Below are 24,523 nucleotides of genomic sequence, written 5' to 3'. Positions count from 1 at the left end.
GAAACGACTTGCTAAATGGCGATTACTTGGTTTTACTATTGCTTCTTCTTACGATTATCTAGTTTTCAAGGAACGAATAAAAAAAGTTTTGAGAGTTTGATCTCTCAAAACTAAACAAACAAGAGTGCGTCAACAGTTATCTGTCACTTAAGACAGGATATTCCTTAGAAAGGAGGTGATCCAGCCGCACCTTCCGATACGGCTACCTTGTTACGACTTCACCCCAATCATCTGTCCCACCTTAGGCGGCTGGCTCCTTACGGTTACCCCACCGACTTCGGGTGTTACAAACTCTCGTGGTGTGACGGGCGGTGTGTACAAGGCCCGGGAACGTATTCACCGCGGCATGCTGATCCGCGATTACTAGCGATTCCAGCTTCATGTAGGCGAGTTGCAGCCTACAATCCGAACTGAGAGTGGTTTTATGGGATTCGCTTAACCTTGCGGTTTTGCAGCCCTTTGTACCACCCATTGTAGCACGTGTGTAGCCCAGGTCATAAGGGGCATGATGATTTGACGTCATCCCCACCTTCCTCCGGTTTGTCACCGGCAGTCACCTTAGAGTGCCCAACTGAATGCTGGCAACTAAGATCAAGGGTTGCGCTCGTTGCGGGACTTAACCCAACATCTCACGACACGAGCTGACGACAACCATGCACCACCTGTCACTCTGTCCCCCGAAGGGGAACGTCCTATCTCTAGGAGTGTCAGAGGATGTCAAGACCTGGTAAGGTTCTTCGCGTTGCTTCGAATTAAACCACATGCTCCACCGCTTGTGCGGGCCCCCGTCAATTCCTTTGAGTTTCAGCCTTGCGGCCGTACTCCCCAGGCGGAGTGCTTAATGCGTTAGCTGCAGCACTAAAGGGCGGAAACCCTCTAACACTTAGCACTCATCGTTTACGGCGTGGACTACCAGGGTATCTAATCCTGTTTGCTCCCCACGCTTTCGCGCCTCAGCGTCAGTTACAGACCAGAAAGCCGCCTTCGCCACTGGTGTTCCTCCACATCTCTACGCATTTCACCGCTACACGTGGAATTCCGCTTTCCTCTTCTGCACTCAAGTCCCCCAGTTTCCAATGACCCTCCACGGTTGAGCCGTGGGCTTTCACATCAGACTTAAGAGACCGCCTGCGCGCGCTTTACGCCCAATAATTCCGGACAACGCTTGCCACCTACGTATTACCGCGGCTGCTGGCACGTAGTTAGCCGTGGCTTTCTGGTTAGGTACCGTCAAGGTACCGGCAGTTACTCCGATACTTGTTCTTCCCTAACAACAGAACTTTACGACCCGAAGGCCTTCATCGTTCACGCGGCGTTGCTCCGTCAGACTTTCGTCCATTGCGGAAGATTCCCTACTGCTGCCTCCCGTAGGAGTCTGGGCCGTGTCTCAGTCCCAGTGTGGCCGATCACCCTCTCAGGTCGGCTACGCATCGTTGCCTTGGTGAGCCATTACCTCACCAACTAGCTAATGCGCCGCGGGCCCATCTATAAGTGACAGCCGAAACCGTCTTTCAGCTTTCCCTCATGAGAGGAAAAGGATTATCCAGTATTAGCTCCGGTTTCCCGAAGTTATCCCAGTCTTATAGGCAGGTTGCCCACGTGTTACTCACCCGTCCGCCGCTAACCTTTAGGAGCAAGCTCCTAAAGATTCGCTCGACTTGCATGTATTAGGCACGCCGCCAGCGTTCGTCCTGAGCCAGGATCAAACTCTCCAAGAAAGTTGATTAGCTCATTTTGTTACGTTGGCTTAACTTCATATAGAAGTTAAAAATATTGTTTGTTGACGTTCTTGTTTGTTTAGTTTTCAAAGAACAAAATAAGTAATAATGGAGCGGGTGAAGAGAATCGAACTCTCATCATCAGCTTGGAAGGCTGAGGTTTTACCACTAAACTACACCCGCATATTAATTTTTAAAACGTTACTGGTCGGGAAGACAGGATTCGAACCTGCGACCCCTTGGTCCCAAACCAAGTGCTCTACCAAGCTGAGCTACTTCCCGTATATGGTGCGCCCGGCGGGAGTCGAACCTACAACCTTCTGATTCGTAGTCAGATGCTCTATCCAATTGAGCTACGGGCGCCTTTTTCAAAGTCAACTTTTATATCATACCAAACCGAATTGCGTTTGTCAATACTTTTTTTGGTGCGGCCGAGAAGAGTCGAACTTCCACGGGGTTGCCCCCACTAGGCCCTCAACCTAGCGCGTCTGCCATTCCGCCACGACCGCATGTAATTGACGATAATGATAATCATAACAGATTTCACTTAGTTATTCAAGAGAAAATAATTGGTGCGGGTGAAGGGAGTCGAACCCCCACGCCTTGCGGCGCCAGATCCTAAGTCTGGTGCGTCTGCCAATTCCGCCACACCCGCATGTTTTTCTTAATTTAAAAAATAAGTTAAAACTAAATAAAAAATGGCTGGGCTAGCTGGATTTGAACCAACGCATGTCGCAGTCAAAGTGCGATGCCTTACCGCTTGGCTATAGCCCAATAAAAAATAAAATTTGAAAGAAACAGGAAATGAGCTTAGTTCATTTCCCGTTCCTGATGACCCCTACGGGATTCGAACCCGTGTTACCTCCGTGAAAGGGAGGTGTCTTAACCACTTGACCAAGGGGCCAATAAATAATGGCGGAGAAGGAGGGATTTGAACCCTCGCGCCGGTCACCCGACCTACACCCTTAGCAGGGGCGCCTCTTCAGCCTCTTGAGTACTTCCCCGAAATATGGCTCCGCAGGTAGGACTCGAACCTACGACCGATCGGTTAACAGCCGATAGCTCTACCACTGAGCTACTGCGGAATAATTCAAATTGTCACCTAAACCTTTATTTGTTCCCGTGTCCACACCTCAGTAAGTAACGCAAGGAGCATCTCGGCGTGTACAACTCGCAGTCTATTCATGGAGTAACGCTCGTCTCTACCACTGAGCTACCGCGGAATAAAGAATAGTTATATCCTTTGACGTAAGGCAAACGCCCTATCGACTCTTTACATTATAATGACGTAGGATAGTAAAGTCAATACGATTTTTGAGAGAAATATCATTTACATTATATTTCCTTATTCTAAAGAAATCTCTTTAATTTTTAATAGCTTTCCCCTGCATTTCCCACAGACGTAACGACTAGTGTCAATGCTTTTTCTTCTTTTGTATTGAAGATTACACTTTGAGCATTGATATAATAGCACCTTCCTATTAACACGCTTTCTAGGTCTCTCTAGAAGCTGACTACAAAATCTTGGTGCACCAACCTTTTTTAATAGGGTTTTAAATTCCTGATCTCGATGCTGGTATCCTCTTTTTTCTTGATGAAGATGATAATGACAAAGCTCGTGTTTTATAATTCCGATTAATTCTGATTCACCTAATTGATCTAAATACTTTTTGTTTATTTCAATATTTCCGGTTCCTAGCAAGTATCTCCCGCCTGTAGTGCGCAGCCTGCTGTTAAATGAAGCTTTATGCCTAAATAACTTTCCGAATGATTCGATTGAGATGTTCTCAACCAATTTTTGTAGTTCTTTTTCCTCCATTTTTCTTCCCTCACTTTTTACGCGAACGTGACAACCCATTATAGCATATATTAGGTATACCCTTAACGAACTACTTTTTTCGAGGCGGAGGTTTTACTATGCCAACTTGGTTCCAAAACCAAATGAAAAGAGCTTTCTATGAGAAGGACCGCTACCAAATCAAACTGTTAAACCAGTGTTGGTTTTTTTACAGAAAAAAAAACCCGTCTTAAAACGGGTTTTTCCTGCTATTCGTGAATCCATCTTTATTGTTCTTACTCCTTAGAAGGGGGCAGCATTGTCAATGCAACACGACCTTTGTTCCGATCCACCGAGTCAACCCAGACGGTTACCACATCTCCTACAGATACTACCGACATGGGATGTTTCACAAATCGATTACTTAACTTCGAAATATGAACGAGTCCATCTTGTTTTACACCGATATCAATGAACGCACCAAAGTCGACTACATTTCGAACCGTACCCTGAAGTTCCATTCCCGGGTTCAAGTCTTCTAATTTAAGAACGTCCTTTTTCAAGAGCGGACGCGGCATATCGTCACGTGGGTCTCTTTCCGGTCTTACTAGCGCATCGATTATATCTTTTAAAGTTAGTTCACCAATTGATAGTTCTGCAGAAACCGCCTTTAAGTCAAGTCCATTTAGAGTATCTCTTAATGCCGCTGAACCTAAATCATCTGCTTTAAAGCCTAGATTTGTTAATAATTTCTTCACTTCATCATAGTTTTCAGGGTGAATCCCTGTCCTATCTAGCGGCTGTTTTCCATCTAATACCCGCAAGAAACCTATGGCTTGTTCATATGTTTTAGCCCCTAAGCGCGGGACCTTCTTTAATTGAATCCGACTTGAAAATTTCCCTTCTTCTTCTCGCTTTTTCACAATATTATTGGCTGCAGTTTTCGTTAGTCCCGCCACATATTGGAGCAAAGAGGCTGAAGCTGTATTTACATTTACTCCGACACGGTTAACCGCCGTCTCGACAACAAAATGTAGGGATTCAGAAAGTTTCTTTTGAGTAACATCATGCTGGTATTGACCAACACCTACAGATTTCGGATCAATTTTCACCAACTCAGCTAGCGGATCTTGCAGGCGCCTTGCTATTGAGACCGCACTTCTTTCTTCTACTTGGAAGTTCGGAAACTCTTCTCTCGCTATATCAGAGGCAGAGTAAACACTTGCACCCGCTTCATTTACGATTAAGTAATAAATCTCTTCGTTCATTTCTTTAAGGATATCAGCAACAAACTGCTCAGTTTCCCGTGAAGCTGTACCATTTCCGATTGCAGCCATCTCCACCTTATAATCCCTAAGAATACTTATAAATTTCGCTCTAGCTTCCTTCGTTTTTGAAACAGGGGGGTGTGGATAGATAACATCAATTTTCAAGACTTTTCCCGTTTCATCAACGACAGCAAGCTTACAGCCTGTCCGATAGGCAGGGTCTACTCCGATAACAACCTTCCCTTTTAATGGTGGCTGTAATAGCAGGTTACGGAGGTTTTCAGAAAATATATGTATCGCTTGGGTTTCACCCTTTTCTGTTAGTTCACTTCGAATTTCCCTCTCAATTGAGGGCTGTATAAGTCTTTTATAGCTATCTTCAATCGCCTCCAGTACATGAGGCGCCGCCGGGGAGTGCTGCTTACGAATCCATTTCCTTGATAAATAAGAGTGGATTACTTCTACATTTACCTTAATGGCAACTCTCAAAATATCTTCCTTCTCACCTCGATTTAACGCAAGGATTCGATGCGGAACAATTTTGTTTACTGGTTCTTTATATTCATAGTACATTTCATATACCTTTTTTTCGTCCTTTTCGTCTGACTTGACGGTAGATTCAACAGCTCCTGACTTAAATGTCTCGTTCCGAATCCACTTTCGGACTTCCGCATCATCTGAAACCATTTCAGCGATGATATCCTTTGCACCAGCGATTGCATCTTCAATCGACAAAACTTCTTTTTCTTCTGATAAAAATTCGTTCGCCTTGCCTTCAATGCTATCCATCGGGAAAGTTAGTATCCATTCTGCAAATGGTTCCAAGCCTTTTTCTTTTGCAACGGTTGCTTTCGTTCGTCTTTTCTGTTTATACGGCCGATATAAATCTTCAATTTCTTGCAGCTTTTCTGCTTTAGTAATCTTTAAGGTTAATTCATCGGTTAATTTTCCCTGTTCAGCAATAATCCGGAGAACTTCTTCTTTTCTTTGCTCCAGGTTTTGTATATATTGCCAGCGGTCTTGGATATCTCGAATTTGCACCTCATCCAGCGCGCCAGTCATTTCCTTTCGGTAACGGGCAATGAAAGGGACAGTATTACCCTCGTTTAATAAAGAGATGACACTCTTTACTTGGCTTTTGGAAACCGTCTGTTCAGTAGCGATTTTTCCAAAAAGCTGTTCATCTTTAACAACAGTATCAATCACGTTATATACCTCCACTTCTTTACTATATATTGTATCAAATTCAACCTAGCGTTTCATCTTGAGCGCAAATCACTTAAAAATTAATAAAAAAAAGCGAGCTATTCAGCCCGCAAATGCGCAGAAACACAACTATGAGGTCTAGAATATGTATAAAAAAACGCTCTTTCAAGAAAGAGCGTGCATGACAAGTTAAAATTCGATGAGTCCTATACTTACTCGTAGTGCATCATCAACTTTTTCCATCATTTCGTCATCGAGATGTGTGATTTTATCGGTTAATCTCTGTTTATCAATTGTACGAATCTGTTCTAAAAGTATGACTGAGTCTCGTTCAAAGCCGTAGCGCTTCGCATCTATTTCTACATGCGTCGGAAGCTTCGCTTTTTGAATTTGTGCTGTAATCGCTGCAACAATAACTGTGGGACTAAACCGATTCCCGATGTCGTTTTGGATAACTAGAACCGGACGGACGCCGCCTTGTTCAGAACCAACAACTGGGGATAGGTCTGCGAAATAAACGTCACCACGCTTGACAATCAAGGGATTACCCTCCACTTACAAGACGTTCAACTGTGTGTTCTGCCTCAAATTCTGCTTGAAATGCTTCCGATGCAATGGTTAAATTGATCTTGGCCATTTCCATGTATCCACGTCTCATGGATTCGCGAATTTGTCTCTTTTTACGTTCGCGTAAATACATTTTAGTTGCTTGATAAATAAACTCACTGCGATTAACGTTTTCAAGTTTCGCGAAACCGTCTAACTCGGTTAAAAGATGTTGCGGTAATTTCACTAAGATTTCCGTAGTTGCGCCAGTATCAGACACAAACATACACCTCCACCATCACTACACACCAATTTTTTTCTCTGTACCATATTTAATAATAACACTTCTCAAGAATAATGCATAGACTATTTCTAATTCTCCTGTATTATAGACCAAATAAATAACCTTTTATGCAAAAAATTTCCGCATTACCATTAATATGTTCGATTAGCACCATTTAACCCCGTTTATTGGGGCAATAAATAATTTTTTAAATCGACAATTTGTTCTCCTCTTTTATATAAACGAGGGACACGTGTCGAGATGATACATGGGACTTCATAGTTAATTGTGTCTAACTTCCTCGCTATTTCATTTATCGAGATAAATTGGTTTTGTTGATGTCCAATTAGTGTAACCGTCGTTCCAACAGGCACATAATGCGGCAGGTGCACCATACATTGGTCCATACAGATCCTTCCAACAATTGGTGCCCTTTCACCATCAACGAGAACCTCCTGATTTTGCAGGCCTCTTATCCAACCATCAGCGTAACCGATGGGGATTGTCCCAATCCATTCTTCTCCCGTCGACTCATATGTCGCCCCATAGCTTACTTTGTCGCCTTTTTCTAATTTCTTTACATGGACGAGCCGCGAACGAAGCGAAAAAACCTCTTTGAGCGGAAAAGGAATTTCTTGTTCCATCTCAGGAGAAGGTGTCAATCCATACATGGCAATCCCGATACGAACGGCGTTAAAATAGGCTTCAGGAAATCTTAATGCCGCAGCACTGTTACTGCTATGAACGTATTTAGGGCGGTTTTTCAAAACGCCTAATAAGTCGTTAAATAACTCCATTTGCTTCTGAAAATATGTTTGATCCAATTCATCAGCTGTCGCAAAGTGAGTAAATACCCCTTCTAGATTGATTCTATCGTCCTTCAATATTATTTGCTCAACTGCTGCCAGCTCTTCTTTACTCCGGATACCAATTCTCCCCATACCGGTATCCAGCTTAATATGCACTGAAAGCACTTTATCTGTTGATAAATGAGGTTGTGCGGCTTTTAACCATTCCTCTTGAATGATGGTTATTGTAATGTCATATTTTATTGCCACATGTACATCTTCCGGACGAGTTGCACCTAAAACGAGAATGGGAGCGGTAATCCCTTTATTCCTTAGGGCAATCGCTTCATCCATAAAAGCTACTGCCAAATAGGTTGCACCCGCAGCTAGAGCAGTTTCGGCCACTTTCAGGTCTCCATGACCGTAACCATTTGCCTTTACAACTGCAATAATCTCCACATCTTTCGGTAAATGTTTTTTAACGGAGGCAACATTTGAGAGAATACAATCCAAATCAACCTCTGCCCAGGTATCTCTATAGAAAAAGCCCTGCTCTGTCATTTTTCCACTTCCTAATTACTAATTCATTACTATCTCTTTTATTTTACTTATTGATTATCAAACTACAAATACCTAATGTCAAATTATTATTACAAAAAAGAAGGCCATTTAACTGGCTTGTTGATTTGTGCTCCAGGTGCTTCGCTTTCCGCAGGAGGTCCGGGGAGCCTCCTCTGCGCCTAAGCGCCTGCGGGGTCTCCCCCTGGCCCTTACTCCTGCAGGAGTCTCGCACCTTCCGCGCAAATCAACATAGTTACAAAATCACAATAACTTTAACACAGCAAAAAAAACAGATCCCTTTAACAGGATCTGTACTTTAAGCTTATTTTCCTACTTCACCTTGAACAGACCTGGCAATTTCTATAAGTTCTTCTTCTGTTAAATTATTCGAAGCAATCATGTAATCCACGCCATCTACTGACCAAGTAAGTGAACCTTCAGAAACCGCACCAATCGTCATACCCAGGTCTACCAAATCACCGTCTACATAGGTAGGGGAAGTAGAAGCCTCTTTGACTGCAACTTTTTCTTGTACAAGCGTGAAGGACTTTTCGCCACCATCATACGTGAGAACAACACGTTTGCCATCTTCAATTTTGACTTCTTTTTCATCAATTAACTTTGTACCTTCGATTTCAAAGGTTGGATATTTAACTGTAAAGGACTGTTCTTTACCATCCGCCATTGCAGGCAAGCCAATCTGAGCACGTGTCATATTCTTTTGCATATCAAAATCACTTTTGTCAAATTTTGCATTAAAGGTTACTTTTGAAAATTCAACCGTTACAAGCGCCTTCCGATCAGGATCCATCACCTTTACCATAGCAGGTGATAAATCACTCTTATTTAGCTTTATTTCTTGTATTGGCAGCATACTATTATTTTGATAGCGTGTTTTTGTTTCGAAAACATAATGATCCTTTGTAGCAGTGAACTTTGCACTTTTATCCTCGATTATGTCCTTAATTAATGATTCGTACAAATAGGCCTGACTGCTGTTTTTCGGCCAATCGCTTTGGAATTTGAAGGACTTTTTAAGAGCTGGGGTTAACACAAATACCCCTTCCTCATTCCTTAAAATCATTTGACTTTGGTCTTTTTCTGCATTTTTCAAATTCACGCGGTAAAATGACGGATCCTTATGCCAGATTTCTACTTTATAAACCTGCGAATCGGAGCCCATTTTCAACGTCATCGTCGCGTCAACTTTATACCCTGATAATTCCTTTTGTTTACTATCTAACGCCTTGACTACATCCTCTTGTGACTTCGTGCCACAAGCTGCCAGGATAAAGATAACCAGTATCCCCGAAATCAGCAGCAACAACTTTTCCTTCATTCTTTCAACCCCTTCTTGTCTCATTTTCATATGAATATAAAAGAAGAGAAAGGCAGGGATCAGGCAGTGGATAATAGTATGACCAAGCTGACCTTGTCTCTCCTAGTTCCCTATGAATATATGAGACAACCTTTGGGTTTATGATAATGAATATGCCAAGCTGTTTATATTTTTTACTATTTCTCTTCAATAATGACTTGGGCTACGACATACTCTCTACTATGGGAGATAGATAAATGCGCCTTTGTTAACGGTTTTATAAAATAGGGTTTTCCTGAAGAATCTGACTTTATTTCAATATCTAAAAAGGATAACTCCTTGCCAATTCCTGTTCCATTTGCCTTTGAATAGGCCTCCTTAGCAGCAAACCTGCCTGCTAAAAACTCAATCCTTCTACGTTCAGAAAGTTCTTCAAATATTTCTTTTTCCCCCTGTGTAAGTATTCGGTCAATTAATTTCTTTTGCCTAGATACTATCTCCTCTATTCTTGATAGTTCAATAATATCAATACCAATTCCTTTAATCATAGTCCATATCCCTTCTATTTAAGTTACAATTAACATATTAATGTACAAATTTGAAAATTAGCCTATGATGGTGTTAGTAGGTATGTTAAGGAGGTCCTTATGTTTACTAGAACGGAGAATTTCAAAGAATTTATCCGCTTTTATCCCATTGTTTCTACTATTATTGCCATCCATTTTGCCCTATATCTTTTCACAGTCTTACCATTCTTCCCAAATTACTGGTTTTTCGCGACATTTTCAGGAGTTAATCTTTATATTATGGAAGGAGAAATTTGGAGGCTCATAACCCCCATTTTTATGCATAGCGGCTTTGCTCATGTATTATTCAATAGTTTCTCCCTAGTTCTTTTCGGACCAGCGTTAGAGCAGATGCTCGGGAGAGGAAAATTTTTGTTTGTCTATCTCGGGGCCGGAATCATCGCCAATATAGCCACTCTGCTTCTTGAACCTTTACCCTATATCCACGTTGGTTCCAGCGGTGCCATTTTTGGATTGTTTGGTTACTATATAAGCATTATTATTTTCAGAAAAAATATGCTGTCTCAGCAAAACTCACAAATTATTCTTACGCTATGCGGACTAGGTTTAGTTATGACCTTCCTCCAGCCTAATATTAATATTACCGCTCATTTATTTGGCCTACTAGGCGGCTTTTTACTTGGTGCAGTACCTTATTATAATACAAAAGACCTCTCTTCCTCGGTGAGTGGCACAACGAGCTGGGCTAGCAGCCAAAGAAAGAATATCAGCTTTCAATCACCTTTGAAGATCATCATTTGGGCAGTTATTCTCATATTAGTCCTCTTAGGTTTATTTTTTAGATAATGCCTAGATAAAAGGAAGGATTGCAACTTTGGTTGCAATCCTTTTTATTATTTCCTCGAATACCATGAATAGACCTTTTTTACATCATTTTGTTCAAGGTCCAGCACCTTTCCGCCGGAACCGCCAAAACCTACCTTCACAAATGCCTCAATTGTGGCTAAGTTCTTTTTCTTTTGAAAATAGCTTTCCCTTATATCTAAACTTTGAATTTTGTTTTTCTTCATATGAACGGTTGTTCTAACAATTGTACGGTAACGAAGACTCAACTGCTGTCCTGAAATAATCCAACCCGCATCTTTGTATTCCATCACAGCCCAAATCAAAACCATTCCTAAAAGGATCAAAGAGAGAAGTCCCCATACTTTCCAAAAAAACAAGGAAGCTAAAACGATCGGAATCGTCCAATAGCTGTTGCGAAAAAGATAGCGAACTCTCGCCCTTTCAGGAACAGGAGTAAAGCTGTTATTCAATTGGTAATCCGTAATAAACGGTTCTAAAATCGGGGCAATCTGATTCATTTTAACCAAAGGCAAGAGCATCACCTTAGAACCCTCTTGGTTTTTGGCCGACCCTCCTGCGCTTTCAACAAAAACAGTCCCAAGACCAAGAAGCTGACGAACAATATTTTCATTAATTCGAATGGCTTGAATTCGTTTTAACGGTATCGTAATCTGCCTTCTTTCAAGCAGTCCTTGAGATATAACTAAATCATGTTCTGTTTTAGTGACAGTGAAGTTTGCATATTTAAGCATTGTTCCAATGAGCGCAATAATCCAAGCAAGTAGCAATCCTATAAATATCATGACAGCGATGACGATAATCGTATTGCTCACTATCCAAGTTTCAATTCCCCGAAAAATTTTTCCATAAGGAATCAAATCATCTATTTGCGAAAGAAATGCTAGCACCGCTGAAATAACAACTCCTACTCCGCCTGATGTAAGTGACAAGACAATTAATTGAGAGGGAGTGATTTTATAGACGGTCTGGCTATCAATTGCCGCTTCTAGATTATCTGAAGCACGAGGGGTTGACTGTTTGGCCGCTGCTACATATTCCTGAATAATCCGCGCCTCTTCTTTAGAGATTGCTGCTAGAACCGCCTCTGCCTCATCTTGTCCGCTTCCGCCAGCTGTTTCAATTTGAAGCTTAACCATTCCAAACATACGCTGTAATAAGCCTTCAGAGATATCAAGGCTTTGAATCCGTTCAAAAGGAATATATCGTTTTTTCCTAACGAAAACACCATACTCGATCCTAAGCTCCCCTTGCTCCAGCCGATAGGTATATCTTAACCACGAAAAAACACTCATAACTATAATGACTGTAACCGCAATGGCTGCAGCACCCAATAGGAAAATCCAGCCCCCATTTCCTTTATTCCCAATAAAAAACAAGGCAATGAAGGTAAATAGAAGATCCTTAATCCTCTTACCAATATTAATAACAATGAAGATCGGATGCAGTCGTTTCGGCTCAAACATCCTCATCCGCCACCCTTGCTAAGTTAGAAATAAAGGTTCGTAATTCTTCTGCTTCACTTTCTTCCAGGGCAGGAATTTCATGAGCTGTCGCTGCGGTATTAATAATCACAGAAGCTAAACGATACCTGCGTAAAAGCGGCCCCTGTACGGTATCTACATGCTGGACTCGGATCATCGGAATCAAGGTTCTCGTTTGAATAAATATCCCCCGTTGGAGTTCAATCTCCTCTTCACGCACTTCATATCTCCAACGTTTCCACTTGAGTGAAGGTAATATAAAGACAAGTAATAATAATTCAAATATCCCAAAAATAATAAGAGCAGCTGAAATCCAAACGGGCCAATCAAAAATATGTATGATAAAAATAGCTGTCGCCGCTAAACTCCAGCCGACTGTAACCAAAATCGCTCCAGAGATTTTCCACACCTTTAGCGCTTCGGCTGAAATTCGCTTTTTAGGCTCTAAATTCAAATTCATCCCTCCTGTTCCCTATCTCCTTTAGTATACATGGTAACAAATAGTAAAAACATGATAAAATTCTAATTCTTGGCTAATAAAAAGAGCATGGACTATTTGCCCATGCTCTTGTCTTTTATTTATTAAATGTTCTTGGTTTACTTGACGAGGTACGCTTTTCACCTGTTCTTGGCTTAACCGGTCCCTTTTTACGTCCGCGAGAAGAATCGTAGCTTCTATTATCATCTCTTCTTCCTCTACTACGATCACGATCACGGTCTTGCGGCTTTCTATCTCTTCTTTGCGGAGATTGTTCCTCCGTAAGCTTGATTGGTGTCGTATCTGGTTCTTTAACTAACATTTTTAAAACAGCCGCAATAACGGTTGATGCATCATTTTCTTCAAGAAGTTCTTGAGCCGCTGCTTTATAATATTGAAGGTTATTCGAGTCAATCGTTGCAACAATTTTGTCGACAACTGCACGTTGTTGACCTTCTAATGCTTCATCAAGCGTTGGTGCTGTCATTCTTACCATCTTACTTTTCGTCGTTCTTTCTAATACAGCAAGATAAGATTTTTCACGAGGGGTAAAGAATGTTAGTGCCATTCCTGATTTACCAGCACGTCCTGTACGACCAATACGGTGGACATAGCTTTCTGGATCCTGTGGAATATCAAAATTGTACACATGAGTAACCCCAGAAATGTCCAGACCTCTAGCTGCTACATCTGTAGCTACAAGTACATCAATGGAACCTTCTTTAAATTTACGAAGGACAGACATACGTTTTGCCTGACTTAAATCACCATGGATTCCTTCTGCAGAATATCCTCTTAATGTTAAAGCTTCAGATAATTCATCTACACGGCGTTTCGTCCGTCCGAAAATAATCGCCAACTCAGGTGATTGAATATCAAGAAGACGTGTTAACACATCAAATTTATTCTTTTCGATTACTTCAAGGTAACGTTGTTCAATCGCTGGTACTGTCATTTCTTTTGTCTTAACTCGTACAATTTGCGGGTCCTTCATAAACTTTTCTGCCATTCTTTGAATCGGTCCCGGCATTGTTGCTGAGAAAAGTAATGTTTGACGCTCAGACGGTGTTGAAGCAAGAATGGATTCAATGTCTTCGATGAATCCCATGTTTAACATTTCATCCGCCTCATCCAGAATAACGGTGTTAACCGTATCAAGACGCATTGTTTTTCTGTTGATATGATCCAAAACGCGCCCTGGAGTACCTACAATAATATGCGGGAATTTCTTTAATGAGCGAATTTGGCGGCTAATATCTTGGCCACCATAGATAGATAAGACGCGAACTCTTTTTCCAGAGCCAATTTTATAAAGCTCTTCCGATACTTGAATCGCAAGCTCACGCGTTGGCGCGATGATGATTCCCTGAATTGCATCTCTGCTCACGTCAACCTTTTCAACTAAAGGGATACCAAATGCAGCTGTTTTACCAGTTCCTGTTTGAGCTTGCCCGATCAAATCCTTATTTTGTAAGCCCATTGGAATTGTTTCTGCTTGGATTGGTGTAGCTTCCTCAAAACCCATTTTGAGAACAGCTTGTAAAGTGGCCTGACTTAGGCCTAAATCTTCGAACTTTGTCAATGTTTTCATTCTCCTTCATCTATGTGAAAATATTTTTATGCTGAATATTTTCGCCCGATACTCGTAAATATTGCTTAAGTGCCGTGACTAGTGGCGAAAAGCGCAGGAGGGACTTGTGAGAGAAATCCATATGGGGACTTCTAGACTGGACTGAAGTAGCTCGAGCCCCTAGGCGCATCAGCTAGACACGCATCAAAATGCCGTTAATAGGTAACAACTATATTTTACCAAAAAAAGACATTCTCCAACAAGGAGTATGCCCCTTTATTCACCGTTCTTTAGACACGTTGCAAATAAGCATAACACTTTTCCTTGTATAAAGCAATAAAGGCGCGTGCAATCATTGCTAACCAGAAGTACCGTCCATCAAAAAGTCAAAAACCTGGGAAAATAGGGCATCCTTTTCCTCACAGTGGCAAATATGATGGTTTGAATCCTTTATATAGGTAAGCCGTTTTGTTTTTGCATTAATTGTTCGGTATAAGTATTCAGCACTTTTGGGCGGTACAATCCCATCACACTCACCCTGCGCAATCAATGTTGGTGTTTCTATTTGCGGCAGAAGAGGTTTGATATAAGAGACAAGTCTGCGGAATTGCAATGCTGCCGTAATAGGTGTTCCTTTTATTTTTCGTTTATAGCGCAAAAACAATTCATTGTTATTCAAATTACCTTTGAACGTGTCAAGGATCATTGATTTAATTTCACTGGCCATTTGTTTAGGATTCAAATAATATGCTGCCGCGCTAAGAAGTACAAGCTTGTCCACAGGATACATAGCTGCAAGCAGGCTAGCAATCATTCCTCCCATAGAAAAACCTATCACATAAACCCTATCACATGTATCAATCAGCTTTTTTAATTCTTCCTCCGCATGTCCAATCCATTGTTGATAATGGATACCTTTCAAAGAAAGAATATCACCATGACCTGGGAGCGTCGGAACACTAAATACCCAATCCGTATGCTTATTTAAATACTCTGCCAAGGGTTCCACTTCATATGGTGAACCTGTAAAGCCATGAATACATAAGCAGCCAATCATGTTTTCTCACCTGCTTTGGATAAGTATTTCTGCTTTTAGTTTGCCAAGAACCTATCTTTGCATACGGATTTTTTGATGAGCCTTTCGAGTATATTTTTAGCAATTTCTTATTTCTTTTGTAAGGACTGCACAATTTCCTCTAATCGCATGCCTCTTGAAGCCTTGACAAGAACTAATGTTTTATCATTTACATGCTGCTTTAATTGGGTAATTAGCTCTGACTTATCAGTATAAGCAAAAACTCTCTGCTCTCCTAATGTTTTTCTTGCCCCTTTAGCAATATGCAGCCCTAAGGGTCCGTAGGTAAAAAGCAAATCCACTTTATCCTCATGCAAGCCTTCACCAATTTGCAGATGGTATTGTTCTTCCTGTGGACCGAGTTCCAGCATATCGCCGAGAACAAGGATTCTCCGTTCGTATACTTTAAGGTTTGAAACTAATTCAATCGCTGCCATCATCGATGTAGGACTTGCATTATAGGCATCATTAATAATTTTTTCACCGTTCTGCCCTTCAACAAGTTCCATTCGCATGTTGGTTAGTTTAAGGTTAGCTAAGCCCTCATTCATTTTTTCAAAGGGTACCGAAAAATATCTGGCAATCAGCATGGCCGCAAGTGCATTCATAATATTATGAGTTCCTAGAACCGGTAGTTCAAAACTTTCGGCGGTGCTGTTAATTTTGAAGCGGTTGCCTTGATCTAATTGTATTATGTCCGTTGGATAAAGATCATTTGTATTGTTTCTTCCAAACGTTTGAACTTTTACATTTCCTTTATGCTGATGAATTCGTTCCATTAAGAGTGGCTCATCACCATTCAGCACGGCCAAGCCGCCATCGTCCAGTCCTTGCAAAATTTCAAGCTTTGCTTCTGCAATCCCCTCTCTTGATCCAAGGTCAAGTAGGTGTGATTCTCCAATATTTGTTATCACAACTGCATCAGGGCGAGCAAGCTTTGTGAGAAATTCAATCTCTCCTCTTCCACTCATCCCCATTTCTAAGACAGCTATTTCGGTATCCTCATCCATATCTAGTACAGTCAAAGGAAGTCCAATCTGATTATTAAAATTGCCTGCTGTTTTTTTGACCTTATACTTTGTTGCAAGCAAGCCAGCAGTCATATCTTTTGTGGTTGTTTTTCCATTACTTCCAGTAATCCCCACAACCTTTACAGCAAGTTCATTTCGGTACTTTCTGGCTAGTTCCTGCAAAGCCTCCAAACAGTCATCGACAATCAAAATCGGTAAATGTGACGGGGGATTAGGAACATCACTCTGCCACAAGGCTGCCGCCGCTCCCTTTCGAATCGAATCCTCTACATATTTATGGCCATCAGACTGTTCCCCTTTAAAAGGAATAAACAAATTACCCTGTGCAATATCCCTAGAGTCAATGGAAACACCCGTAATCATTGTTTCAGCAAATGAAGATATCTCATTTTTTGCTGAAACCATCTCGGAGACCTGTTTTAATGTTCTTTTTATCATTCCTCATGTACCTCCCGCTTTAACTAAAAAAACAGACACGGCTATTTACCGTGTCACCGTCCTTTTGTCTAGCTTCAGCGACTAGGGGCTCGGGGTCACTTCGGTCCATCAGCTGAAGTCAAAATGCACGACTTCATCTGCTGGCCCTCCAGTGCCTGTCGCCCCTAGGAAAAAATGAACCTCTTTTTCCCTGACCCAGTCGCTTAAGCTTTTCCTTTTAAAAAGTATATTTTATATTTTGTTTTTGGGTATGTCTTTCTTTTGCCAGGTTGACCAGACGTTCAATCAATTGCGGATATTCAACCCCTGTATGCTTCCATAAAAGCGGGAACATGCTAAATGGGGTAAAACCCGGCATGGTATTTACTTCATTGATTAGTGCCCTTCCATCCTTAGTCAGGAAGAAGTCTGCGCGGACAAGACCAGAGCAATCGAGTGCTTTAAAGGCCTTTATTGCCATCTCTTTAATATGTTGATATTCCGTATCCGTTACATCCGCTGGAATAATCATCGCTGTATCGCCATCTTCATATTTCGCTTTATAATCATAAAAGTCCTTCTTCGCAACAATTTCGCCAGGGACAGAGCATTCCGGTTCATCATTACCGAGAATACCAACCTCAATTTCACGAGCGACCACACCTTCTTCAATAATGACTTTACGGTCAAACTGGAAGGCCTCTATAAAGGCAGCCTCTAATTCAGATTGATTAGAACACTTACTGATCCCCACGCTTGAGCCCAAATTAGCCGGCTTTACAAAACATGGGTATCCTAGCTCTTGTTCCACTTTTGTATAAACAGTTGCTTTCTCTTTCTCCCATTCACTTTTAATAAAGGCAAGGTAATTCACTTGCGCAAGTCCCGCTTGCGCAAATACATTCTTCATCATAACCTTATCCATACCAGCCGCGGAGGCAAGCACTCCATTACCGACATAAGGAAGGTTTAACAGCTCAAGTAATCCTTGTACTGTTCCATCTTCCCCATTCGGACCATGCAATAGCGGAAAAATGACATCCAACGGCTCGTTCGCTTGTGTGCCGGAGTGAAAAAGTGCTGGTGCTAAAGATAATGTTGAGACCTGATTATCGCCAGAAAACCCTAGTGCACTTACGTTTTCAACTGGGCCAGTTAGTTGTGGTCCTTTGATCCATTGACCTTCTTCATTTATGTAAATCGGATGTATTTCAAATTTTTCAAGATCCAGTGCCCCAATAACAGCAAGAGCCGTTTGTAAGGATACTTTATGTTCGGCAGATTTACCTCCGTATAATAAACCAATTTTTGTTTTCATACTAAACCTCCATATTCTCATTCACGATATATATTTTACCACTTTATTAGTTAAAAAAAGAATGTAGCTTACGTGTTTTTTCATGACTTTTTTTTACTATTTCCTAATTATTACTTTATGACACAATTGCTTGCCTAAAAACCATTATTTGCAAGTATAGAGGTTTCTCCTAAGAAAAATCTCCCCTATTCACCGGAGAGATTAACTGAGGTGCAACTTCCATTCTTTTGTTTTTTTATCAAAGATGATTTTTGCATGAGAGGGTTCGCTGACAATTTGTTCATATCCCTCATACATATCATCCATTGAAGCAAAATCTCCAATAATCCAAACTGGAATTTCAAGTCGTCCTCGCTGGAGATCTATATCCCGTAAAGAAATACATATACCCTCCTTGATAAAAGGGGTTAACGATAGGAAAATTTCTTTATTTATTGGCGGATAGGACCGTTTTCTTTTAATGCCCAATAGCGATTTTTCAAGCTTTAATGCCCCTAATTTATCAGTAATCGCCACACTTAGAACATGGAAAAAGTCCTTAAAGCTGCGGTAATAGGTTTTATTAAAAAAACCATCATCATGCGCTAAATAGACAAAACGGTTTTCAAGTTTATTATAAAAAGGCAGTTTTAAATGCTGCTTTTGATGTCCTAAGTATAATAATTCAGCCATTTCCTGACCTGTGAGTTCATTCAACACATCTTCATCACTAAAATCAATCCAACAAAAATCACCGTAACCATACACATCATCTGCAGCTAGATTATTTATTCTTTCCTCTGGACAATATTCCAGCAGTGTATGCATATTAAAATCAGCATCATCAAAGCGATGTTTTAATAACAGTAAATGATTTAACGAACCCGAAAAAGCAGCAGCGAATTCAGCAAATTCGATACCATATGACAGTACATACTGATCTGCTTGATTTAAATGTACATAGACTAGATCGCGTATATCTTGATGACGCTTTTTCAATGCCAACTCCTCCGATCAAAAAGAACTGTAAATCCTAAAGCATGACTGGAAATTCACCATTCATTACCATTTTATCAGTTTATAGGCGGAAATACTTATTTCAATTCTTTTACATTTAGGTGGTTTGATATATAACTGAAATACTTTATAATGTGGTTTTGAATGGATCACTTGATTTCTATATTATTTACACATACTAGTTTTACTTATCATATATTATTATTTACTTTAGGATTAGCAATAACTCCTAAATTCGCATCTAGTTGAAACGGCACGACCCCGGGAAGGAGTGTACCTGATGATTAAAGATATGTCACAAGATGAACTTACTCTCCATATTATAAAAATTTTAAAAGAAAACAAAAAAGACGAATTTAAGGCTTTTCTCGAAGAACTCCAGCCTTATGATATAGCAAAGATTTACGAGGATTTACCTGAAAAACATAAAGCACGATATCTTTTATATTTAAATTTCGATATGCTTGCTGACCTCATGGAGGAACTCGATAAAGAAGAACAACTTGAAGTATTAAATAAACTTGGCATCGAGAAGTCTAGTAAAGTACTCGATTTAATGGACAACGATGACTTAGCACTATTATTAAATGAATTATCTCCTGAGAAAAAGGATTCGCTCCTTTCAGGAATGAAAATAGAAGAGTCAAAAGCCGTAAGTGATATCCTGAATTATCCGCCAGAAACGGCCGGGAGAATTATGACTAACCGGTTTGTGTGGATTCGCAATAACTACACCATTAGGGAAGCAATAGATAAGTTAAAGACATTTGCCGAGTTTGCTGAGTCGATTAATTATTTGTATGTTGTCGATGAAGAACGAAAACTAGTTGGCGTTGTCTCCTACAGAGATTTACTATTAGGAGACCTTAGTGAAAAGATCAAAGACATCATGTATGAGCGCGTGATAGCAGTAAACGTGACCACCGACCAAGAAGTGGTCGCTCAGATGACAGAACGATATGACTTTCTGGCCATGCCAGTTGTAGATGATGATAATATCCTTGTCGGAATCGTAACGGTTGATGATGTCCTTGACGTTGTCATACAGGAAGCAAATGAAGATATCGAAAAGCTATCCGCAACAGGAAAATCGATTGACTTTGAAACAAAGACATTAGTTGCTGCCGCTAGACGGCTCCCCTGGTTAATCTTGCTTTTATTTATCGGTCTCATATCTGGAAAAATTATTAGCAGTTTTGAAAATACACTCGATCAGGTTGTTGCGATTGCTTTCTTTATGCCGATGATTGCCGGAATGACTGGAAACACTGGAACGCAATCGCTTGCGGTTGTTGTCAGAGGACTCATTTCCCATGATATCAATAAAGGAGTCATTGTTCGATTAATTTCACGTGAGCTCGGGGTTGGAGTCACGATTGGCCTTACCTGTGCGATACTGATATCTATCATCGCATATTTTTGGCAAGGAAGCCTTGTTTTAGGTGCTGTTGTCGGCTGTTCGCTATTTTTTACGCTTATTATCGGAACGCTTGCAGGAACCATCATACCGTTGATTTTATTTCGTTTAAATATAGACCCTGCCGTCGCCTCTGGTCCTTTAATAACAACTATCAATGACATCTTTTCCTTGCTCACTTACTTTGGGATTGCCACCATGTTTCTAAAATACCTCATGTAGCACGGCCAAAAGGCCGTGCTTTTTATATTCTGTAAAATGAAACAAACCTCCGTAATTAATCGTCTTAATTATTGTAACTATTTGCCTAATCAGGAAATGTTACGTAATATTATCATTATTAGTAAACAATTAAATTATGAAGGCTGTGTTAAACATTATTGTTGATTTTTCTAACCCTGTTGATTGAAGCGGAAGGCACGAGACTCCAGCGGGACTAGCAGGTCAGGGTGAGACCCCACAGGCGCGAATGCGCCGAGGAGGCTCACCGACCGCCCGCGGAAAGCGAAGTGCCTGGAGCTCCAATCAACAGCCAAGTTTAACACAGCCATTATGAAAAAAAACGGGTGTGACATATGGACAATTCCACAAAAAAAGTTGAACGATTTGACTGGACGTTAACATTGATTTTGTTTCTTTTTTTCCTAGTTAGTTGTGTAGCCATATATAGTGCACAAGCTTCAGAACAATACGTTGGCAGGAATTTTTTATTGATGCAAATTTTCTGGTATCTCGTTGGTGCAGCTATTATTTCTATCGCAATTTTCTTTGATAGTTATCAGTACAAGCGGCTTTCCTGGTATTTGTATGGATTTGGCATTGTATTGCTTATTGCGATTCTCGTCGCACCTGAAAGTATTGCCCCCATCCGAAACGGTGCAAAAAGCTGGTTTATCATTCCAAAACTTGGTTCGATTCAACCTTCAGAATTTGTCAAAACCTTTTTGATTTTAGCGCTAAGCCGAGTTGCCGTACAGCATCAGGAAAAATACCTGGAGAAAGGATTCAAAACCGACTTCTTGCTATTAATAAAATTAGCTGTAACCACTGGTCTCCCTATTTTTTTCATTATGAAACAAAATGATTTAGGAACATCGTTAGTATTACTGTCGATATTAGCGGGCTTTATCTTAGTTTCGGGCATAACATGGAAAATCATTTTACCGATTTTTAGCTCTGGCGCTGCCCTTGCCGTTTCTTTGATTTATCTGGTCGTATACAAACCTGAAATTCTTGAAAAGTATCTTCATGTACAGGAATATAAATTTAATCGTATTTATGCTTGGCTTGACCCCTTTAACCATTCAAGCAGTTCTGGCTACCATCTGTTAAAATCTTTAAGTGCTATTGGTTCTGGTCTCATTTCAGGCAAAGGTTTTGGCAATCGGGAAGTATATATCCCTGAAGGGCATACCGACTTTATCTTTAGTATCATCGGCGAGGAATACGGCTTTGTCGGGGGCAGTATCGTAATTGGCCTCTTCTTTCTATTAATCTACCATTTAATCAAGACGGCTTTAGACACAAATGACCCCTTTAATACATATGTTTGTACCGGAATTATAAGTATGCTGACCTTCCATGTCTTCCAAAATGTTGGGATGACTATCCAAGTGTTGCCGATTACAGGAATTCCATTACCATTTATTAGCTATGGCGGCAGTTCGTTAATGGGCAATATGTTTGCAATGGGCATCGTCTACAGCATCCGCTATCATCATCGCAATTACATGTTTACCTCCAGTAAATCCTTGAGTTTATAGAAGTAAGTCTCTGTTAAAAATAAATGTTGATTTTACTAACTCTGTTGATTGGAGCGGAAGGCACGAAGACTCCTGTGGGAAGAGCAAGTCGCGGGAGACCCCGCAGGAGCATTGCTCCGAGGAGGCTCCCGGACTGCCCGCGGAAAGCGAAGTGCCTGGAGCTCCAATCAACAGGCAAGTTTAACAGAGACAGCGGGGATTTCCGTTGTCTTCTTTATCTATAATCGATTTTATTTCATTATTGGTCAAACTGTTATAAACTAATAAAAGTAAAATCATAAAAGTGAAGGTGAAGTATGAAAGAATTTATTTTTTCAGTTTTAGAGTTCTTATCAGATTTAGGTTATTTAGGCATTGCCTTAGGATTAATGATTGAGGTCATCCCCAGTGAAATTGTCTTAGGCTATGGCGGTTTTATGATTTCACAAGGAAGTATCGGATATCCAGGGGCAATCATTGCTGGAACGATTGGCGGAACCTTAGCTCAATTGTTCATCTATTGGGCCGGATATTACGGTGGACGTCCATTTTTGGAGAAATACGGTAAGTATATATTCATCAAAAAGAAACATATCGATCATTCCGAACTATGGTTTAAGAAGTATGGTGGTGGGGTCATCTTCTTTGCCCGCTTTATACCTGTAGTTAGACACGCCATTTCCATTCCTGCTGGTATTGCTAAAATGTCCTTTACTAAATTTACGCTTTATACAGTGGCGGCTGTCATCCCATGGACGATTCTTTTCCTTTACTTAGGACATGTGTTAGGAGAAAATTGGTCAAATATTGAGGAATATGCCCATCAGTATACATTACCAATTATTATTGGAGCTGTTATTCTAGGAGTCATCTACTTTTTAATAAAGAAAACAAAAAAAACAACCACTGACTGAAGCTTCGGTGGTTGTTTTCTTATACGTGCCTTTTTATTAGAGCATTAAACTAGTAACGGCTGCTGTTAACAGGCTTACGAGTGTAGCACCATAAAGCAATTTTAACCCGAATTTTGCTACTTGATTACCCTTCTTTTCATTCAACCCTTTCACCGCACCTGAGATAATTCCGATGGAGGAAAAGTTTGCAAAGGAAACAAGGAACACCGAAATGATTCCCACCGTTTTACTTGAGATGGAATCAGTGATTTTCACTAAATCGATCATAGCAACAAACTCATTGGATAACAATTTAGTTGCCATAATCGTACCAGCCTTAACCACTTCACCTGCAGGCACCCCAATAATAAAAGCAAACGGTGCAAATACGTATCCAAGAACCATTTGAAAACTAATGCCAAATATTACTTCAAATATATGGTTAATCATACTAATTATTGCCACAAATCCAAGGACCATCGCCCCAACAATGATGGCAACCTTGAAACCATCTAAAATATATTCGCCTACTACTTCAAAAAATGTTTGTTTCTCCTCTTCTTGAAAAGTAATAATATCTTCCTCTTCTGAAACTTCATATGGATTAATGATAGTAGCAATAATAAATCCACCGAATAAATTCAATACTAGTGCCGTTATTACATATTTCGGTTCAATCATCGTCATATAAGCCCCCAGTATCGATGCCGAAACCGTTGACATTGCAGACGTACACAATGTATAAAGACGATGTTCAGGGATATAGGGAAGCTGTTTTTTCACAGAGATAAACACCTCGGACTGGCCAAAAACAGCTGAAGCCACAGCATTATAGGATTCCAGTTTACCCATTCCATTTACTTTACTTAAAATTAAGCCAAGGTAACGAATGATGACGGGAAGGACCTTAATATACTGAGCAATCCCGATTAGTACAGAAATAAAAACGATAGGTAACAGAACGGTTAAGAAAAATGGACCTTCCCCTTCATTTGCCATTCCTCCGAACACAAAGTTTATTCCCTCTGCCGCATAACTTAGAATATGATCAAACAAAGCTGAGACTGCGTTTATGATGACAAACCCTATTTCTGTATTAAGAAGTAAAAAGGCAAACAGCAGCTGCAAAACCAGCATGGTTACAATTGGCCTTATTTTAATCCCTCTTTTATTGTTACTAACGATATAAGCAAGTAAAAAGATAATAATTAATGCTGCTAAAAATAAAACAAATTTCATTTTTGTC

20 protein-coding genes, 9 tRNA genes and 1 rRNA gene are annotated in these 24,523 nt (G+C 40.5%); 5 read left to right on the top strand and 25 right to left on the bottom strand.

Translation table 11 applies throughout. The features are described from left to right. Positions 1–168: 168 nt before the first annotated feature. From NSS81_RS13435 to NSS81_RS13385, 11 genes are all read right to left on the bottom strand, one after another. A 16S ribosomal RNA gene (locus NSS81_RS13435) occupies positions 169–1,718 on the bottom strand. A 109-nt stretch (positions 1,719–1,827) separates the two neighbouring features. Next, positions 1,828–1,901: transfer RNA gene (locus NSS81_RS13430), tRNA-Gly, on the bottom strand. 22 nt (positions 1,902–1,923) lie between these two features. Continuing rightward, positions 1,924–2,000: transfer RNA gene (locus NSS81_RS13425), tRNA-Pro, on the bottom strand. 4 nt (positions 2,001–2,004) lie between these two features. Further along, positions 2,005–2,081, bottom strand: a tRNA-Arg gene (locus tag NSS81_RS13420). 60 nt (positions 2,082–2,141) lie between these two features. Continuing rightward, a tRNA-Leu gene (locus tag NSS81_RS13415) sits at positions 2,142–2,227 on the bottom strand. A gap of 61 nt (positions 2,228–2,288) precedes the next feature. Beyond that, positions 2,289–2,373, bottom strand: a tRNA-Leu gene (locus NSS81_RS13410). Between the two features lie 44 nt (positions 2,374–2,417). After that, positions 2,418–2,492: transfer RNA gene (locus NSS81_RS13405), tRNA-Gln, on the bottom strand. Between the two features lie 58 nt (positions 2,493–2,550). Beyond that, positions 2,551–2,622 (bottom strand) — tRNA-Glu (locus tag NSS81_RS13400). 9 nt (positions 2,623–2,631) lie between these two features. Then, positions 2,632–2,722: transfer RNA gene (locus NSS81_RS13395), tRNA-Ser, on the bottom strand. A 6-nt stretch (positions 2,723–2,728) separates the two neighbouring features. Continuing rightward, positions 2,729–2,803: transfer RNA gene (locus tag NSS81_RS13390), tRNA-Asn, on the bottom strand. A 260-nt stretch (positions 2,804–3,063) separates the two neighbouring features. After that, a complete protein-coding gene (locus NSS81_RS13385; RefSeq protein WP_342429217.1) occupies positions 3,064–3,537 on the bottom strand; it encodes a SprT family protein in 474 nt (157 codons plus the stop codon). Positions 3,538–3,635: 98 nt separating this feature from the next. Here NSS81_RS13385 and cmpA point away from each other — a divergent pair, with 98 nt between their 5' ends. Beyond that, positions 3,636–3,749: a cortex morphogenetic protein CmpA gene (cmpA, locus tag NSS81_RS13380; protein ID WP_342429216.1), complete on the top strand. Its 114-nt coding sequence runs from the start codon at positions 3,636–3,638 to the stop codon at positions 3,747–3,749. A gap of 42 nt (positions 3,750–3,791) precedes the next feature. On the opposite strand, the gene NSS81_RS13375 is transcribed toward cmpA, so the two are convergent. From NSS81_RS13375 to acpS, 6 genes are all read right to left on the bottom strand, one after another. Further along, the gene (locus tag NSS81_RS13375) at positions 3,792–5,969 is read right to left on the bottom strand and encodes a Tex family protein (RefSeq protein WP_342429215.1); all 2,178 of its coding nucleotides are present in this window, start codon (positions 5,967–5,969) and stop codon (positions 3,792–3,794) included. A 189-nt stretch (positions 5,970–6,158) separates the two neighbouring features. After that, positions 6,159–6,509, bottom strand: a complete 351-nt coding sequence (locus tag NSS81_RS13370) for a type II toxin-antitoxin system PemK/MazF family toxin (protein ID WP_026574157.1) — start codon at positions 6,507–6,509, stop codon at positions 6,159–6,161. Positions 6,510–6,513: 4 nt separating this feature from the next. Then, a complete protein-coding gene (locus NSS81_RS13365; RefSeq protein WP_342429214.1) occupies positions 6,514–6,795 on the bottom strand; it encodes a CopG family ribbon-helix-helix protein in 282 nt (93 codons plus the stop codon). 188 nt (positions 6,796–6,983) lie between these two features. Continuing rightward, entirely contained in the window at positions 6,984–8,147 is a 1,164-nt protein-coding gene (alr, locus tag NSS81_RS13360) for an alanine racemase (RefSeq protein ID WP_342429213.1), read from the bottom strand. 322 nt (positions 8,148–8,469) lie between these two features. Then, positions 8,470–9,486 carry an outer membrane lipoprotein carrier protein LolA gene (locus NSS81_RS13355; RefSeq protein ID WP_342429212.1) on the bottom strand — a complete coding sequence of 339 codons (1,017 nt, stop codon included), beginning with the start codon at positions 9,484–9,486 and terminating at the stop codon, positions 8,470–8,472. Positions 9,487–9,662: 176 nt separating this feature from the next. Further along, entirely contained in the window at positions 9,663–10,013 is a 351-nt protein-coding gene (gene acpS / locus NSS81_RS13350; protein WP_342429211.1) for a holo-ACP synthase, read from the bottom strand. 99 nt (positions 10,014–10,112) lie between these two features. Here acpS and NSS81_RS13345 point away from each other — a divergent pair, with 99 nt between their 5' ends. Then, positions 10,113–10,838: a rhomboid family intramembrane serine protease gene (locus tag NSS81_RS13345; RefSeq protein WP_342429210.1), complete on the top strand. Its 726-nt coding sequence runs from the start codon at positions 10,113–10,115 to the stop codon at positions 10,836–10,838. Between the two features lie 47 nt (positions 10,839–10,885). Here the strand turns inward: NSS81_RS13345 and NSS81_RS13340 are convergent, their stop codons facing one another. The 7 genes from NSS81_RS13340 to NSS81_RS13310 all read right to left on the bottom strand — a co-directional run bounded on the left by NSS81_RS13340 (position 10,886) and on the right by NSS81_RS13310 (position 19,207). After that, on the bottom strand, positions 10,886–12,322 hold the full coding sequence (locus tag NSS81_RS13340) for a PH domain-containing protein (protein ID WP_342429209.1): 1,437 nt from the start codon (positions 12,320–12,322) through the stop codon (positions 10,886–10,888). After that, positions 12,315–12,794: a PH domain-containing protein gene (locus tag NSS81_RS13335; protein WP_342429208.1), complete on the bottom strand. Its 480-nt coding sequence runs from the start codon at positions 12,792–12,794 to the stop codon at positions 12,315–12,317. Before NSS81_RS13335 ends, NSS81_RS13340 begins: the two co-directional genes overlap by 8 nt. 121 nt (positions 12,795–12,915) lie before the next feature. Then, positions 12,916–14,400: a DEAD/DEAH box helicase gene (locus tag NSS81_RS13330; RefSeq protein ID WP_342429207.1), complete on the bottom strand. Its 1,485-nt coding sequence runs from the start codon at positions 14,398–14,400 to the stop codon at positions 12,916–12,918. 346 nt (positions 14,401–14,746) lie between these two features. Beyond that, on the bottom strand, positions 14,747–15,445 hold the full coding sequence (locus NSS81_RS13325) for an alpha/beta fold hydrolase (protein WP_342429206.1): 699 nt from the start codon (positions 15,443–15,445) through the stop codon (positions 14,747–14,749). A gap of 107 nt (positions 15,446–15,552) precedes the next feature. Next, complete coding sequence (gene murF, locus NSS81_RS13320; protein WP_342429205.1) at positions 15,553–16,932, bottom strand: UDP-N-acetylmuramoyl-tripeptide--D-alanyl-D-alanine ligase; 1,380 nt, start codon at positions 16,930–16,932, stop codon at positions 15,553–15,555. Positions 16,933–17,149: 217 nt separating this feature from the next. Further along, on the bottom strand, positions 17,150–18,229 hold the full coding sequence (locus NSS81_RS13315; protein ID WP_342429204.1) for a D-alanine--D-alanine ligase: 1,080 nt from the start codon (positions 18,227–18,229) through the stop codon (positions 17,150–17,152). Positions 18,230–18,430: 201 nt separating this feature from the next. Continuing rightward, a complete protein-coding gene (locus NSS81_RS13310) occupies positions 18,431–19,207 on the bottom strand; it encodes a hypothetical protein (protein WP_342429203.1) in 777 nt (258 codons plus the stop codon). 298 nt (positions 19,208–19,505) lie between these two features. Between NSS81_RS13310 and mgtE the strand changes: the two genes are divergently transcribed. From mgtE to NSS81_RS13295, 3 genes are all read left to right on the top strand, one after another. Further along, entirely contained in the window at positions 19,506–20,864 is a 1,359-nt protein-coding gene (gene mgtE, locus NSS81_RS13305; RefSeq protein WP_342429202.1) for a magnesium transporter, read from the top strand. Positions 20,865–21,217: 353 nt separating this feature from the next. Next, a complete protein-coding gene (locus NSS81_RS13300; RefSeq protein WP_342429201.1) occupies positions 21,218–22,405 on the top strand; it encodes an FtsW/RodA/SpoVE family cell cycle protein in 1,188 nt (395 codons plus the stop codon). Between the two features lie 296 nt (positions 22,406–22,701). Then, positions 22,702–23,298 (top strand): DedA family protein, encoded by a 597-nt coding sequence (locus NSS81_RS13295; protein ID WP_342429200.1) that lies wholly within the window; start codon positions 22,702–22,704, stop codon positions 23,296–23,298. 36 nt (positions 23,299–23,334) lie between these two features. Here NSS81_RS13295 and NSS81_RS13290 read toward each other — a convergent pair whose 3' ends face one another. After that, entirely contained in the window at positions 23,335–24,516 is a 1,182-nt protein-coding gene (locus NSS81_RS13290) for a nucleoside transporter C-terminal domain-containing protein (RefSeq protein WP_342429199.1), read from the bottom strand. Positions 24,517–24,523 lie beyond the last annotated feature (7 nt).

The organism is Neobacillus sp. FSL H8-0543 (genome assembly GCF_038592905.1).
Classification (GTDB): Bacteria; Bacillota; Bacilli; order Bacillales; family Cytobacillaceae; genus Neobacillus.
This window is presented reverse-complemented; position numbering and strand designations above follow the sequence as displayed.

Excerpts from the sequence above, each read along its gene's own strand:
- NSS81_RS13385 (WP_342429217.1), bottom strand. The coding sequence starts at position 3,537 with ATGGAGGAAAAAGAACTACAAAAATTGGTTGAGAACATCTCAATCGAA.
- cmpA (WP_342429216.1), top strand. The coding sequence starts at position 3,636 with ATGCCAACTTGGTTCCAAAACCAAATGAAAAGAGCTTTCTATGAGAAG.
- alr (WP_342429213.1), bottom strand. The coding sequence starts at position 8,147 with ATGACAGAGCAGGGCTTTTTCTATAGAGATACCTGGGCAGAGGTTGAT.
- NSS81_RS13355 (WP_342429212.1), bottom strand. The coding sequence starts at position 9,486 with ATGAAGGAAAAGTTGTTGCTGCTGATTTCGGGGATACTGGTTATCTTT.
- acpS (WP_342429211.1), bottom strand. The coding sequence starts at position 10,013 with ATGATTAAAGGAATTGGTATTGATATTATTGAACTATCAAGAATAGAG.
- NSS81_RS13345 (WP_342429210.1), top strand. The coding sequence starts at position 10,113 with ATGTTTACTAGAACGGAGAATTTCAAAGAATTTATCCGCTTTTATCCC.
- NSS81_RS13340 (WP_342429209.1), bottom strand. The coding sequence starts at position 12,322 with ATGTTTGAGCCGAAACGACTGCATCCGATCTTCATTGTTATTAATATT.
- NSS81_RS13325 (WP_342429206.1), bottom strand. The coding sequence starts at position 15,445 with ATGATTGGCTGCTTATGTATTCATGGCTTTACAGGTTCACCATATGAA.
- murF (WP_342429205.1), bottom strand. The coding sequence starts at position 16,932 with ATGATAAAAAGAACATTAAAACAGGTCTCCGAGATGGTTTCAGCAAAA.
- NSS81_RS13315 (WP_342429204.1), bottom strand. The coding sequence starts at position 18,229 with ATGAAAACAAAAATTGGTTTATTATACGGAGGTAAATCTGCCGAACAT.
- mgtE (WP_342429202.1), top strand. The coding sequence starts at position 19,506 with ATGATTAAAGATATGTCACAAGATGAACTTACTCTCCATATTATAAAA.
- NSS81_RS13300 (WP_342429201.1), top strand. The coding sequence starts at position 21,218 with ATGGACAATTCCACAAAAAAAGTTGAACGATTTGACTGGACGTTAACA.
- NSS81_RS13295 (WP_342429200.1), top strand. The coding sequence starts at position 22,702 with ATGAAAGAATTTATTTTTTCAGTTTTAGAGTTCTTATCAGATTTAGGT.
- NSS81_RS13290 (WP_342429199.1), bottom strand. The coding sequence starts at position 24,516 with ATGAAATTTGTTTTATTTTTAGCAGCATTAATTATTATCTTTTTACTT.